The organism is Kutzneria sp. NPDC052558 (genome assembly GCF_044547355.1).
Classification (GTDB): Bacteria; Actinomycetota; Actinomycetes; order Mycobacteriales; family Pseudonocardiaceae; genus Kutzneria.
On the sequence record NZ_JBIUAG010000068.1, the window covers coordinates 1 to 14,288 of the forward strand.

At 57.8% G+C, this 14,288-nt stretch carries 8 protein-coding genes, 2 tRNA genes and 3 rRNA genes; 12 read left to right on the plus strand and 1 reads right to left on the minus strand.

Annotation, left to right across the window (positions count from 1 at the left end; translation table 11 throughout):
• The first annotated feature begins 216 nt into the window (after window positions 1-216).
• From ACIG5F_RS48855 to rrf, 6 genes are all read left to right on the plus strand, one after another.
• On the plus strand, window positions 217-1,485 hold the full coding sequence (locus ACIG5F_RS48855) for an SGNH/GDSL hydrolase family protein (RefSeq protein ID WP_105815073.1): 1,269 nt from the start codon (window positions 217-219) through the stop codon (window positions 1,483-1,485).
• A 567-nt stretch (window positions 1,486-2,052) separates the two neighbouring features.
• Window positions 2,053-3,585 (plus strand): 16S ribosomal RNA (locus ACIG5F_RS48860).
• A gap of 63 nt (window positions 3,586-3,648) precedes the next feature.
• Window positions 3,649-3,725 (plus strand) — tRNA-Ile (locus tag ACIG5F_RS48865).
• 90 nt (window positions 3,726-3,815) lie between these two features.
• Window positions 3,816-3,891, plus strand: a tRNA-Ala gene (locus ACIG5F_RS48870).
• A gap of 289 nt (window positions 3,892-4,180) precedes the next feature.
• Window positions 4,181-7,062: ribosomal RNA gene (locus tag ACIG5F_RS48875) — 23S ribosomal RNA — on the plus strand.
• Between the two features lie 154 nt (window positions 7,063-7,216).
• A 5S ribosomal RNA gene (rrf, locus tag ACIG5F_RS48880) occupies window positions 7,217-7,329 on the plus strand.
• The 16S, 23S and 5S rRNA genes sit together here with 2 tRNA genes alongside, the layout of an rRNA operon.
• A 105-nt stretch (window positions 7,330-7,434) precedes the next feature.
• Here the strand turns inward: rrf and ACIG5F_RS48885 are convergent.
• The gene (locus ACIG5F_RS48885; RefSeq protein WP_198108122.1) at window positions 7,435-7,569 is read right to left on the minus strand and encodes a PAAR domain-containing protein; all 135 of its coding nucleotides are present in this window, start codon (window positions 7,567-7,569) and stop codon (window positions 7,435-7,437) included.
• 502 nt (window positions 7,570-8,071) lie between these two features.
• On the opposite strand from ACIG5F_RS48885, the gene ACIG5F_RS48890 reads away from it, so the two are divergent.
• The 6 genes from ACIG5F_RS48890 to istB form a co-directional block, all read left to right on the plus strand.
• On the plus strand, window positions 8,072-8,386 hold the full coding sequence (locus ACIG5F_RS48890) for a hypothetical protein (RefSeq protein ID WP_232357157.1): 315 nt from the start codon (window positions 8,072-8,074) through the stop codon (window positions 8,384-8,386).
• 214 nt (window positions 8,387-8,600) lie between these two features.
• Window positions 8,601-10,118 carry a recombinase family protein gene (locus ACIG5F_RS48895; protein WP_375805167.1) on the plus strand — a complete coding sequence of 506 codons (1,518 nt, stop codon included), beginning with the start codon at window positions 8,601-8,603 and terminating at the stop codon, window positions 10,116-10,118.
• On the plus strand, window positions 10,115-10,423 hold the full coding sequence (locus ACIG5F_RS48900) for a ParB N-terminal domain-containing protein (protein WP_375805168.1): 309 nt from the start codon (window positions 10,115-10,117) through the stop codon (window positions 10,421-10,423). Before ACIG5F_RS48895 ends, ACIG5F_RS48900 begins: the two co-directional genes overlap by 4 nt.
• Window positions 10,424-10,454: 31 nt before the next feature.
• The gene (locus ACIG5F_RS48905; RefSeq protein WP_377384262.1) at window positions 10,455-11,378 is read left to right on the plus strand and encodes a plasmid partitioning protein RepB C-terminal domain-containing protein; all 924 of its coding nucleotides are present in this window, start codon (window positions 10,455-10,457) and stop codon (window positions 11,376-11,378) included.
• Window positions 11,379-12,104: 726 nt separating this feature from the next.
• Window positions 12,105-13,610 carry an IS21 family transposase gene (istA, locus tag ACIG5F_RS48910; RefSeq protein ID WP_132020947.1) on the plus strand — a complete coding sequence of 502 codons (1,506 nt, stop codon included), beginning with the start codon at window positions 12,105-12,107 and terminating at the stop codon, window positions 13,608-13,610.
• A partial coding sequence (gene istB, locus ACIG5F_RS48915; protein ID WP_105815947.1) for an IS21-like element helper ATPase IstB occupies window positions 13,603-14,288 on the plus strand: 686 nt, incomplete at its 3' end. The genes istA and istB, both read left to right, overlap by 8 nt.

The following is a 14,288-nucleotide window of genomic DNA, read 5'->3' on the forward strand; positions in this document are numbered from 1 at the left end:
AGGGATTGCGTGTACATGGCGAGGCTCTCGTCCGGTTGAATGTGTGCGAAGTATAAACCAACCGACCGGTCGGTTAATAAATTTGTTGTGGATTTGCGGCGAGACTCGGGTAAACGAGCGAAGTCGGGGCGCGATCGGAGGGGGTGATGGTGGTCCGGCGCGTGGGGTTCGCGTCTTCTGCGGCACAATGCCCGCTTTCCGACGAGGATTTTGCCGATGTCATTTCGAAGCAGTATCGCCGCAGTCGTGCTGGGTGCGGCCGTCTTTGTCTCGCCGCCCGTGGCGTCGGCTTCGGCCGCGCCGGCCGGATGGGTGGCGGCGTGGGCGACCGCGCTGCAGCCTATTCCCGACCTTGCCGCACCGCCGCCGCTCTATCGCGCGCCCGACGTGGCTGGACGGGCCGTGCGCCAGATCGTCTACCCGACGGTGTCGGGGCGTGCTGCGCGGATCCGCATCAGCAATGCCTACTCCCGTGCGCCGCTGGTCGTGGAGGCGGCGAGCCTCGCGCGCGCAGGAGAAGGAGCGGCGCTTGCCGGCGCGGCGGTGCCGGTCCGGTTCGGCGGCAAGGCGTCGGTGACGCTTGCGCCGGGCCAGGAGCTCGAAAGCGATCCGGTGGCGATCGACGTGGCGGCCGGGCGACCCTATGCGATCAGCCTCCAAATGGGGGCAAACCAGCGGATGACGGTCTGGCACCGCGTGTCGAACCAGTTCAATTACGTGTCTGCACCCGGTGATCACGTGAGTGATCCGGGCGCCGCGCTGTTCCGCACTCGCTTTACTCAATATGCATGGGTGAGCGAGCTCGCGGTCGAGGCTGGTTCGGCGCGCGCGAGCGTAGCGGCGATCGGCGATTCGATTACCGACGGGCTGCGCTCGAGCGTGAACCGGAACCGCCGCTGGCCGGACGCACTGGCGCGTCGACTGACCGCCTCTGGGGCGGAGTCGATCGGCGTCGCGAATCTTGGGATCAGCGGGAACCGGCTGCTCAGCGATTCGGCGTGCTACGGCACGTCGATGGCCTCGCGGTTCGAGCGCGATGCGCTGTCGCGTGCGGGGGTGAAGGCGGCGATCGTGCTGATCGGGATCAACGACATCAATTTCGCGGCGATGCCGCCGCGCGCGGGGCTCGATTGCGACCACCCGCATACGCAGGTCACGGCTGCATCCTTGATCGACGGCTATCGCCGGCTGATCGAAGCGGCGCACCGGCAGGGCGTGAAGGTCTTCGGCGCGACGTTGACGCCGGCTGGGCTGCCGGCGGGGCGTGAGGCGATCCGCCTTGAGGTGAACCGATGGATCCGAAGCGGTGGCGGGTTCGACGGTGTGGTCGACTTCGATGCTGTGCTGCGCGATGCGGCGCGCCCGAGCGTGCTGCAGCGTCGATACGATAGCGGGGACGGCATTCATCCGAGCGACGCCGGCTACACGGCGATGGCCGACGCGGTGCCGGTCGAGCAGCTGCAGGCTGCGGTGGGCGGCAAGTGACGCACCGCTATATATAGAGGGAAGTGTTGCCGGCAACGCGCAGGTGAGCGGCGCCATTTGGCCCGTCGAGCCCCAAGCCCCCGTGCGCGTCAGCGCACGGGGGCTTTTTCAAAATATTTTCACAAAGGGGCTTGCGGAGTTGGGGGTGGGTGCTTAGAATCACGCCTCTTTCGCGCTAACGGAAACGCGGCGCGGGAGAAGGGAAGCAGGGTGGGTGGTGTGCTGGAGTCTGAAGCGCGCAGCCGGCCTGGAAGTTGAGCCCCGCAGTCGCAACGATGTAGTGTAAAAAGTTGTTGACGAGCTGCGAAACACGGTTGATAATCTCGCTTCTCTGCTGCTGAAAACGCAGCGCTGCCGGGAAACACGAAGTTCCTCGCAGAATGCTCTTTAAAAATTAACAGCCGATAAGTGTGGGCGCTTGATGGCAGCGAGCTGATCCTCGGATCAGATAGCGAAAGTATCAAGAGTCTCACACTAAAGTAAGTCAGGTTTATGAAGTGATTCATATTCCTGTCAGCTTTGAGTGAGCGACCGGTTCTTAACTGAACCGAAAACAGTAACAGGTTTAAACTGAAGAGTTTGATCCTGGCTCAGATTGAACGCTGGCGGCATGCCTTACACATGCAAGTCGAACGGCAGCACGGGTGCTTGCACCTGGTGGCGAGTGGCGAACGGGTGAGTAATACATCGGAACATGTCCTGTAGTGGGGGATAGCCCGGCGAAAGCCGGATTAATACCGCATACGATCTACGGATGAAAGCGGGGGACCTTCGGGCCTCGCGCTATAGGGTTGGCCGATGGCTGATTAGCTAGTTGGTGGGGTAAAGGCCTACCAAGGCGACGATCAGTAGCTGGTCTGAGAGGACGACCAGCCACACTGGGACTGAGACACGGCCCAGACTCCTACGGGAGGCAGCAGTGGGGAATTTTGGACAATGGGCGAAAGCCTGATCCAGCAATGCCGCGTGTGTGAAGAAGGCCTTCGGGTTGTAAAGCACTTTTGTCCGGAAAGAAATCCTTGGCTCTAATACAGTCGGGGGATGACGGTACCGGAAGAATAAGCACCGGCTAACTACGTGCCAGCAGCCGCGGTAATACGTAGGGTGCGAGCGTTAATCGGAATTACTGGGCGTAAAGCGTGCGCAGGCGGTTTGCTAAGACCGATGTGAAATCCCCGGGCTCAACCTGGGAACTGCATTGGTGACTGGCAGGCTAGAGTATGGCAGAGGGGGGTAGAATTCCACGTGTAGCAGTGAAATGCGTAGAGATGTGGAGGAATACCGATGGCGAAGGCAGCCCCCTGGGCCAATACTGACGCTCATGCACGAAAGCGTGGGGAGCAAACAGGATTAGATACCCTGGTAGTCCACGCCCTAAACGATGTCAACTAGTTGTTGGGGATTCATTTCCTTAGTAACGTAGCTAACGCGTGAAGTTGACCGCCTGGGGAGTACGGTCGCAAGATTAAAACTCAAAGGAATTGACGGGGACCCGCACAAGCGGTGGATGATGTGGATTAATTCGATGCAACGCGAAAAACCTTACCTACCCTTGACATGGTCGGAATCCCGCTGAGAGGTGGGAGTGCTCGAAAGAGAACCGGCGCACAGGTGCTGCATGGCTGTCGTCAGCTCGTGTCGTGAGATGTTGGGTTAAGTCCCGCAACGAGCGCAACCCTTGTCCTTAGTTGCTACGCAAGAGCACTCTAAGGAGACTGCCGGTGACAAACCGGAGGAAGGTGGGGATGACGTCAAGTCCTCATGGCCCTTATGGGTAGGGCTTCACACGTCATACAATGGTCGGAACAGAGGGTTGCCAACCCGCGAGGGGGAGCTAATCCCAGAAAACCGATCGTAGTCCGGATTGCACTCTGCAACTCGAGTGCATGAAGCTGGAATCGCTAGTAATCGCGGATCAGCATGCCGCGGTGAATACGTTCCCGGGTCTTGTACACACCGCCCGTCACACCATGGGAGTGGGTTTTACCAGAAGTGGCTAGTCTAACCGCAAGGAGGACGGTCACCACGGTAGGATTCATGACTGGGGTGAAGTCGTAACAAGGTAGCCGTATCGGAAGGTGCGGCTGGATCACCTCCTTTCCAGAGCTTCTCGCAAAGTTGAGCGCTCACGCTTATCGGCTGTAAATTTAAAGACAGACTCAGGGGTCTGTAGCTCAGTCGGTTAGAGCACCGTCTTGATAAGGCGGGGGTCGTTGGTTCGAATCCAACCAGACCCACCATTGTCTGACGTGTCGGTGATCGTTAGCGCTTTAGCGATTACGAGCAACCCATGCCGATAGGCTGTAGTACCTGAGGTTATCTGTACTCATGGGGGCATAGCTCAGCTGGGAGAGCACCTGCTTTGCAAGCAGGGGGTCGTCGGTTCGATCCCGTCTGCCTCCACCAATCACCAACGCTAAGGGCTTGGTTCAGACACTGAACCGAGAATTTTGCATTGGCGATTGAGCCAGTCAGAGTGATACGTAGTATGTATCGGCTGTCGTTCTTTAACAATCTGGAAGAAGTAAGTAATTTGGATAGCGGAAGCGTCTTGAGATGGACGTGGAAACTATCCGGGTTGTGATTGTATCGATGTATCTCAAGATGATTCGAACTCTATGTTTGACTCAATTGGAATACGGCACAACGCGAGAACTCAACCTGTAGCGACTGTCGCGAGACAGACTCGTTATAGGGTCAAGCGAACAAGTGCATGTGGTGGATGCCTTGGCGATCACAGGCGATGAAGGACGCGGTAGCCTGCGAAAAGCTACGGGGAGCTGGCAAACAAGCTTTGATCCGTAGATGTCCGAATGGGGAAACCCACTCCTTTTGGAGTATCCATGGCTGAATACATAGGCCATGCGAAGCGAACGCGGTGAACTGAAACATCTAAGTAACCGCAGGAAAAGAAATCAACCGAGATTCCCAAAGTAGTGGCGAGCGAAATGGGATGAGCCTTGCACTCTTTATTTGTATTGTTAGCCGAACGCTCTGGAAAGTGCGGCCATAGCAGGTGATAGCCCTGTAGGCGAAAACAGTATGAAAGAACTAGGTGTGCGACAAGTAGGGCGGGACACGTGAAATCCTGTCTGAAGATGGGGGGACCATCCTCCAAGGCTAAATACTCGTGATCGACCGATAGTGAACCAGTACCGTGAGGGAAAGGCGAAAAGAACCCCGGGAGGGGAGTGAAATAGATCCTGAAACCGCATGCATACAAACAGTCGGAGCCTCGTAAGGGGTGACGGCGTACCTTTTGTATAATGGGTCAGCGACTTACGTTCAGTAGCAAGCTTAACCGTATAGGGCAGGCGTAGCGAAAGCGAGTCCGAATAGGGCGTTCAGTTGCTGGGCGTAGACCCGAAACCAGGTGATCTATCCATGGCCAGGATGAAGGTGCGGTAACACGTACTGGAGGTCCGAACCCACTAACGTTGAAAAGTTAGGGGATGAGCTGTGGATAGGGGTGAAAGGCTAAACAAACCTGGAAATAGCTGGTTCTCTCCGAAAACTATTTAGGTAGTGCCTCGTGTCTCACCTTCGGGGGTAGAGCACTGTCATGGTTGGGGGGTCTATTGCAGATTACCCCGCCATAGCAAACTCCGAATACCGAAGAGTGCAATCACGGGAGACAGACATCGGGTGCTAACGTCCGGTGTCAAGAGGGAAACAACCCAGACCGCCAGCTAAGGTCCCCAAATATAGCTAAGTGGGAAACGAAGTGGGAAGGCTAAAACAGTCAGGAGGTTGGCTTAGAAGCAGCCACCCTTTAAAGAAAGCGTAATAGCTCACTGATCGAGTCGTCCTGCGCGGAAGATGTAACGGGGCTAAGCTATATACCGAAGCTGCGGATGCGAGCTTTGCTCGCATGGTAGGAGAGCGTTCCGTAAGCCTGCGAAGGTGCCTTGTAAAGGGTGCTGGAGGTATCGGAAGTGCGAATGCTGACATGAGTAGCGATAAAGGGGGTGAAAGGCCCCCTCGCCGTAAGCCCAAGGTTTCCTACGCAACGTTCATCGGCGTAGGGTGAGTCGGCCCCTAAGGCGAGGCAGAAATGCGTAGCTGATGGGAAGCAGGTCAATATTCCTGCACCATTGTTAGATGCGATGGGGGGACGGATCGCGGAAGGTTGTCCGGGTGTTGGAAGTCCCGGTCGCTGCATTGGAGAAGGCACTTAGGCAAATCCGGGTGCGGAATTCAAGGGTGTGGCGCGAGCTCCTTAGGGAGCGAAGCAATTGGAAGTGGTTCCAAGAAAAGCCTCTAAGCTTCAGTCTAATGATGACCGTACCGCAAACCGACACAGGTGGGCGAGATGAGTATTCTAAGGCGCTTGAGAGAACTCGGGAGAAGGAACTCGGCAAATTGGTACCGTAACTTCGGGATAAGGTACGCCCTTGTAGCTTGACTGGCTTGCGCCAGAAGGGTGAAGGGGTTGCAATAAACTGGTGGCTGCGACTGTTTAATAAAAACACAGCACTCTGCAAACACGAAAGTGGACGTATAGGGTGTGACGCCTGCCCGGTGCCGGAAGATTAAATGATGGGGTGCAAGCTCTTGATTGAAGTCCCGGTAAACGGCGGCCGTAACTATAACGGTCCTAAGGTAGCGAAATTCCTTGTCGGGTAAGTTCCGACCTGCACGAATGGCGTAACGATGGCCACACTGTCTCCTCCCGAGACTCAGCGAAGTTGAAGTGTTTGTGATGATGCAATCTACCCGCGGCTAGACGGAAAGACCCCATGAACCTTTACTGTAGCTTTGCATTGGACTTTGAACCGATCTGTGTAGGATAGGTGGGAGGCTATGAAACCGGAACGCTAGTTTCGGTGGAGCCGTCCTTGAAATACCACCCTGGTTTGTTTGAGGTTCTAACCTTGGCCCGTGATCCGGGTCGGGGACAGTGCATGGTAGGCAGTTTGACTGGGGCGGTCTCCTCCCAAAGCGTAACGGAGGAGTACGAAGGTACGCTAGGTACGGTCGGAAATCGTGCTGATAGTGCAATGGCATAAGCGTGCTTAACTGCGAGACCGACAAGTCGAGCAGGTGCGAAAGCAGGTCATAGTGATCCGGTGGTTCTGTATGGAAGGGCCATCGCTCAACGGATAAAAGGTACTCTGGGGATAACAGGCTGATACCGCCCAAGAGTTCATATCGACGGCGGTGTTTGGCACCTCGATGTCGGCTCATCTCATCCTGGGGCTGTAGCCGGTCCCAAGGGTATGGCTGTTCGCCATTTAAAGAGGTACGTGAGCTGGGTTTAAAACGTCGTGAGACAGTTTGGTCCCTATCTGCCGTGGGCGTTGGATATTTGAAGGGGGCTGCTCCTAGTACGAGAGGACCGGAGTGGACGAACCTCTGGTGTACCGGTTGTCACGCCAGTGGCATCGCCGGGTAGCTATGTTCGGAAGAGATAACCGCTGAAAGCATCTAAGCGGGAAACTCGCCTTAAGATGAGATATCCCTGGGGACTAGATCCCCTTGAAGGGTCGTTCGAGACCAGGACGTTGATAGGTCAGGTGTGTAAGCGCAGTAATGCGTTCAGCTAACTGATACTAATTGCCCGTAAGGCTTGATCCTATAACAAGTCTGCCTTGTAGATCGGCGCCGTGCGACAGCACTGGCTGCGATCCAAAGCGACAAGTTGGATTCTCGTGTGTGATACACACAACTCAAAATTACTGCTTCTTCCAAGATTGGTTGTGCTGCGAAGCCAGCGCAACAACCCTCTTTGCCTGATGACCATAGCGAGTCGGTCCCACCCCTTCCCATCCCGAACAGGACCGTGAAACGACTCTACGCCGATGATAGTGCGGATTCCCGTGTGAAAGTAGGTAATCGTCAGGCTCCCTAAGCCAGAAACCCCCGCCCGAAAGGCGGGGGTTTTTGCATTTCAGCGACGGAAATGCGTGTGAAGCGGGCAAGGCCCGATTCATTTGAAATCAGAGAGCATCACTCGCTTGCCAAGAATTCTTGTTGGCTGGCGATCAGCGATGCGCCACATGCAGTCTTCATCCCGTCCAGCGCAACGGCGCGGCCTTCAATAGTGTACTGGCTGGAGCCCTGAACGATCGGGTAAGCTTTCAACTTATGGGTCTGCTTTCAGGTTGTGCTATCTACGTGTCGGGTGTCGTAAATGTTGAAAAGTCGCCCCATTGAATTTATTGGAGTTTTTCACTAACTCTGTCACGGCGTTTCGAGCTTTTTGACGCGAATAGTGAAAAAACTCGGCAGTCACGCCACAAAACGTGAAAATTTTTGCGGGTGGACCGCAGAGGCTCGCGGCACAAGGCTCTGCGCCGCGCGAACTGAGAGTGGAACTGATAGGCGTGAATCGCACGAGCATCGCGAGCGGCGGAAAATCTGCGAGGGTGGGACGCCGCGTCCCGCGAGCTGGCTTCAACTGACCCTGGCCCCGAACACGGCCGACCCCATTGTGAATCCTCTGTGGAGTACGGCCATGAAATCGGATCGGATCTGTGCCGCCTGCGGCACACCCTTCACTCCGCTCTCACACATCCCTCATCAACGCTTTTGCTCGGCCAAGGCATGCCAGCGTGCTCGCCGGCGTGCATGGCAGCACCAGCGCATGCGAGTCGATCCCGACTATCGCGAGAACCAGATCCGCGCCCAGGCCAGCTGGCGGGCCCGACATCCTGACTACTGGCGGCACTACCGCGAGACGCACCCGGCCTATCGCGATCGCAATTGCGCGATGCAGCGACGACGAAATGCACGGCGGACTGCTGGTGCCATTGCAAACATGGACGTGTGGCCGGCCTGTCGCCCGTTGGCATCTGGGTTCTACATCCTGCGCAACGCGGTTGAGGCAGGCGTTGCAAAGATGAACGCGTGGACGGTGCACATCGCCGTGCTATCTGAGCCAAGGCCGGTTCCGGCGTGATTGCAAAGAGATGACGTGTACGAAAAGAGTCTATGGCCTGCTACCTTGGCTGTGTACTCGCTCGCATTCGACGTCATTGCAAGGCGCGACGCGTTCACCGATACAAATCCCCTAATCGATGCCGGGGATGGCGCAGCGAGGGGCGGTTGCCAGTCGGAGCTGGATCGTGGACCTCGATTGCACATGCGAATCCGTTGACGAGCAGGCCTGCAGGATGCGGGCTGCTGAATACGTTCGGATGTCGACGGAGCACCAGCAATACTCGACGGAGAATCAACGTGATCGCATTCGCGACTACGCTGCTCGTCGCGATCTTGAGATCGTGCGGACCTACGCCGACGAAGGTAAAAGCGGTTTGCGTATCGATGGGCGCCAGGCGCTGCAGCAACTGATCCGGGACGTGGAAACCGGCATGGCCGATTTCCAGGTCATCCTCGTCTACGACGTAAGCCGCTGGGGACGATTCCAGGATGCAGACGAAAGTGCCTATTACGAGTACATCTGCCGGCGTGCAGGCATCCAGGTCGCCTATTGCGCTGAACAGTTCGAGAACGACGGCTCGCCAGTTTCGACGATCGTCAAAGGTGTGAAGCGTGCGATGGCCGGTGAGTACAGCCGCGAGTTGTCAGCGAAGGTCTTCGCTGGCCAGTGTCGGTTGATCGAGCTCGGTTTCCGGCAAGGCGGACCTGCAGGCTATGCGTTACGCCGGATCCTCGTGGACGAACATGGCCTCATGAAGGGGGAATTGCAACGCGGCCAGCACAAGTGCCTGCAGACGGACCGCGTCATTCTGATGCCAGGCCCGGATAGCGAGGTGCGTATCGTCAACCTGATCTACAGCTGGTTCATCAATGAGTCACTCAATGAGCACGAGATCGCCGCACGCCTGAACGGCATGAACGTTCAGACGGACCTTGGGCGACCCTGGACTCGGGCAACGATTCGGGAGGTGCTGACCAACGAAAAGTACATCGGCAACAACGTCTACAACCGTGTGTCGTTCAAGCTGAAGAAATCTCGTGTCACGAATCCGTCGGAGATGTGGATACGCAAGGAGGGTGCGTTCGAACCCCTCGTGCCGAGCGAAACGTTCTATACAGCGCAGGGCATCATGCGGGCGCGGGCCCGGCGCTACTCGAGTGAGGAGCTTATCGAGCGTCTGCGAAACCTGTATCGAAGCCGAGGCTTTCTATCCGGCGTCGTGATCGACGAAACGGAGGGTATGCCGTCCACCTCGGTCTACGTGTATCGCTTCGGTAGCTTGATTCGTGCGTACCAGACGGTTGGCTTCACGCCCGGCCGTGACTATCGTTATATCGAGACGAACCGCTTCATTCGGCAACTGCACCCAGAGATCGTTGCCGAGACGGAAAAGAAGATTGCGGATCTCGGCGGATCCGTGTCGCGTGATCCGGCGACGGACCTGTTGACCGTGAATAGGGAATTCACTGCCTGCATCGTGCTGTCACGGTGTCAGGTGCGCAGCAGCGGCCGTAACCGCTGGAAGGTGCGGTTCGACACGAGCCTGCTGCCGGATATCACCGTCGCAGTCAGGCTGGACCAGAGCAACTCGACTGCGCTCGACTACTACCTGCTGCCGCACATCGACTTTTGGCAGCCTCGCATCAGCCTTGCGGACTGGAATCCGATCGAGTTCGAGAGCTATCGCTTTGACACGCTGGACTACTTATACGGCATGGCACAGCGTGCTCGACTGAGGAGACGAGCATGACTCAGCGTGAACAGCCCGGTGAGGTTCGGATGATCCCGATCAGCCAGATTGAGGTGATCAATCCTCGCGAGCGTAATGGTCGAGTTTTCGACGAAATCGTCAGCAACATCAAGACGATCGGCCTGAAGAAGCCGATTCTGGTCACGCCGCGGGCAACGGCCAGTGGCGTGGAGAAGTACCTTCTCGTGTGTGGGGAGGGACGACTGAAGGCGTTCCGATCACTCGGCGAAACGACGATACCAGCCCTTGTGGTGAGCGTGAGCGACGAAGACGCGTTCATCATGAGCCTGACGGAGAGGAGCTAGCGACTTTGCCGAAGTATCTGGCAGAACGTGTATGGCCGAGCGGGAGTCCAGCATGACCGGCGTAGCACTTGGGTTCATTCCCGAACCACTTTCCGTTCCAATCGCGAGCATCTTGCCATCGCGACGCACGCCTGCCGGCATGATGAACTCGCGAAAGTTCAAGCAAATCAGAAGCTCCATCGAAGAGGTGGGCTTGATCGAGCCGCTTTCCGTTACGCCGGTCGACCAGGCATCGGGCAACCACGTCCTGCTCGATGGGCATCTGCGATTGATCGCGTTGCAGGAGCTCCAGTTCAACACCGTGTCCTGTCTAGTTGCAACTGACGACGAGAGCTACACGTACAACAACCGCGTCAATCGACTATCGACCATCCAGGAGCACTTCATGATTCGTCGGGCGGTTGAACGAGGTGTGTCCCCGGAGCGGTTGGCGAAGGCGCTGTCGGTAGATGTGTCTCAGATCATCAAGAGGATGGCATTGCTGGATGGGATTTGCGCTGAAGCGACCGAGCTCCTGAAGGACCGGCAGTTTTCGCCGGAGCTCGCGCGAGCGCTCCGGAAGATGAAGCCGACGCGGCAAGTCGAATGTGTTGAGCTCATGGTGGCAGCAAACAACCTGTCCGTCTCGTACGCTGAAGCGTTGCTCGTTGCGACGCCGGCTTCGCGGCTGGTCGAAGGGAAGAAACCGAGGAAGCTTGCCGGCGTGAGCCCCGAGCAAATGGCGAAGATGGAGCGGGAGATGAGCAATCTGCAGGGGCAGTACAAGGTGGTCGAGCAGACTTATGGACAGGACGTGCTCAACCTCGTGCTCGCAAAGGGCTATCTCGCGAGGCTGCTTGAGAACGAATCCGTGCGCCAGTACCTGCAAGCCCAACAAGCGGATTTGCTATGCGAACTGCAGTCCGTCGTCGATACGATCGCCTTAGAGCAGCCGGCCCTCGATCCCACTGCCTGAGCTCAGATAGTTTGGCGGAGTATCGTTTCAAAAATCGGTCTGCTGATCACGAAAATTGCGTGATCCAAAATTCGTATGTTGAGACGTTGCGAATTCGTCTAAAGAATTTTACCTTTATGTCGTTATGCGCTTAAAGGGGCTCACTGCGTGTTGCAGTCGAGTGGTTCCATAGCCTAGATCGTGAAAATAATGAGCAATATGACTTGTACTCACTGCCGCACTGGGGTTCCGCGCGGCGCGACGGTTTGCACCGGGTGTCAGGCTGAAGTTGAGTATGGGCCCGCAAGAGGACTTTTCGGCGCGGCGCTACTTGCTGCCGCGTTCGCGGGCTATCAAGCGCATCGCCACCTGCCCGAGTCCATGTCAGTAGGTGGCTGGGTTACAGGTGCAGTGGTGTTTGTTGGGCTTAGCCTGCTCATACAAAAGATGTTCGGCGACCGCGTCGTGTTTAAGCGCGTGTACAAAACCCGGCGATAGCTGCAGAGCATCACGATTTCTCAGTCGGCCATGTATCGGCGAGGCTGCTCATATGTGCCTGTCATGGATCGGAATGAATGCCCTCTTCTAACTACTGCCGGCAAGTAGACCGAGCGCCTCACGAAGTAGCGCTATTGTTGATGTCCGGGCAGAACTGACCCACTAGAGCTGGAAATTTTCATCGAATTTTGACCCACGTGATTGAATGCTCTGCTCAATCTTTGAGCAGGGGATACAAAGGTGATCACGGTGGGTATATTGGCCAAGATCAGGCGGATGTATTTCCGCGAGAAGGTCCCGTTGCGCGAGATTGCGCGGCGTACGGGCCTGTCCCGAAACACGGTGCGCCGCTGGCTGCGGCAGACTGATGCCGTCGAGCCGAAGTATCCGAAGCGCGTCAGCCCGAGCGTCATCGACGACTGGGCCGCACAGCTGACAGGTTGGCTGCGTGCCGACAGTCATCGCCCGAAGCGTGACCGGCGCACCGCCCGGTTCATGTTCGAGGCGATCCGCGCCGAGGGTTACGCCGGCAGCTACGGCCGCGTAAGCGCGTTCGTGAGGCGTTGGCACGAGGAGCAGGCTGAGGCGCCTCGCAGGAAGGCCTTCGTGCCGCTCGCCTTCGAACCCGGCGAAGCCTTCCAGTTTGACTGGAGCTGCGAATACGCGTTTGTTGGCGGGCTACGGCGACGCCTGGAGGTCGCCCACGTCAAACTTAACTCCAGCCGCGCGTTCTGGCTCGTCGCCTATCCCACACAGAGTCACGAGATGCTGTTCGATGCGCACGCCCGCGCATTCGCCGCGTTCGGCGGCGTGCCGCGGCGCGGCATCTACGACAACATGAAGACCGCCGTGGACAAGGTTGGCCGCGGCAAGGAGCGTGCGGTCAACGCGCGCTTCGAAGCGATGTGCAGTCACTACCTGTTCGAGCCGGAGTTCTGCAACCGGGCTGCAGGCTGGGAGAAAGGCATCGTCGAGAAGAACGTTCAGGACCGGCGACGTCAGATTTGGCACGAAGCAGCGCTACGGCGCTGGGAAACGCTGGAGATCCTGAACGAATGGGTCGCTGGTCAGTGTCGTGAGGCGTGGCACATGCGGCACCCGCAGTGGCCTGAGCTGACAGTCGAGGATGTGCTGCAGGACGAGCGTACCCGGCTGATGCCCAATCCACGGCCGTTCGACGGCTACATCGAGCAGACCCTGCGAGTCTCGTCGACCAGCCTGATTCACTTCCAACGCAACCGCTACAGCGTGCCCACCGAGTACACGAACCAGTTGGTGAGCGTGCGCTGCTATCCGGCATATCTCAGCGTCGTCGCCAACGCCCAGGAGATCGCACGCCACGAACGCAGCTTCGAGCGGCACATGACCTTCTACGATTGGCGCCACTACGTCACGCTGGTCGAGCGCAAACCCGGCGCACTGCGCAACGGCGCACCGTTCATCACGATGCCGCAGCCGCTGCAACTGCTGCAGCGGCATCTGCTGAAACACCCGGGCGGCGATCGCGTCATGACGCAGGTGCTCGCTGCGGTGCGCGAACACGGGCTCGATGCGGTGCTGCTCGCCGTACAGGCTGCGCTGGATTCAGGACGCCCCAGCGCAGAGCACGTCCTGAACGTGCTGAGCCGGCTGAAGGCGCCCGTCACGAATGGCAGCCTCGCCACGACGAAACTCCAGCTCAAGGAAGAGCCCGCGGCCGACGTGAACCGTTACGAGACGCTGCGTGCCAACCCACCGGAGGATCGTCATGTCTAACGATATCGCGGCCCAGCTCAAGGGTCTTAAACTGCACGGCATGGCGAGCACGTGGCCGGAGCTGCTCGCGCAGTCGCGCCACACTGACTTCGAGCCGGAGCGCTTCATGAAGCAGCTGTTGATGGCTGAAACCGCCGAACGGCAGGTGCGCTCGATCGCCTATCAAATGACCGCTGCGCGCTTCCCGGCCCACCGCGACCTGAAGGGCTTCGACTTCGCGCAGGCACACGTCGACGAAGCGCTGGTGCGCGAACTGAGCGAGCTGTCGTTCCTCGAAAGCGCGCACAACGTCGTGTTCATCGGTGGTCCGGGCACTGGCAAGACGCACCTCGCCTCAGCGATCGGAATCGAAGCCGTACAGCGCCACGGCAAGCGTGTGCGCTACTTCTCGACCGTCGAGCTGACCAACGCCCTGGAGCAGGAGAAGTCCATCGGCAAACAAGGCCAGGTCGCCCACAAGCTGATGTACGTCGATCTGGTGATTCTCGATGAGCTGGGCTATCTGCCGTTCAGCCAGACCGGTGGTGCATTGCTGTTCCATCTGCTCTCAAAGCTTTACGAGCACACGAGCGTCGCGATCACGACCAATCTCAGCTTCGGCGAGTGGGCGAGCGTGTTCGGGGATGCAAAGATGACGACAGCGCTGCTGGACCGCGTCACCCATCACTGCCACATCGT

Coding starts and splice junctions, on each gene's coding strand:
- ACIG5F_RS48855 (WP_105815073.1), top strand. CDS start 217: ATGTCATTTCGAAGCAGTATCGCCGCAGTCGTGCTGGGTGCGGCCGTC.
- ACIG5F_RS48895 (WP_375805167.1), top strand. CDS start 8,601: ATGCGGGCTGCTGAATACGTTCGGATGTCGACGGAGCACCAGCAATAC.
- ACIG5F_RS48905 (WP_377384262.1), top strand. CDS start 10,455: ATGGCCGAGCGGGAGTCCAGCATGACCGGCGTAGCACTTGGGTTCATT.
- ACIG5F_RS48900 (WP_375805168.1), top strand. CDS start 10,115: ATGACTCAGCGTGAACAGCCCGGTGAGGTTCGGATGATCCCGATCAGC.
- ACIG5F_RS48890 (WP_232357157.1), top strand. CDS start 8,072: ATGCGAGTCGATCCCGACTATCGCGAGAACCAGATCCGCGCCCAGGCC.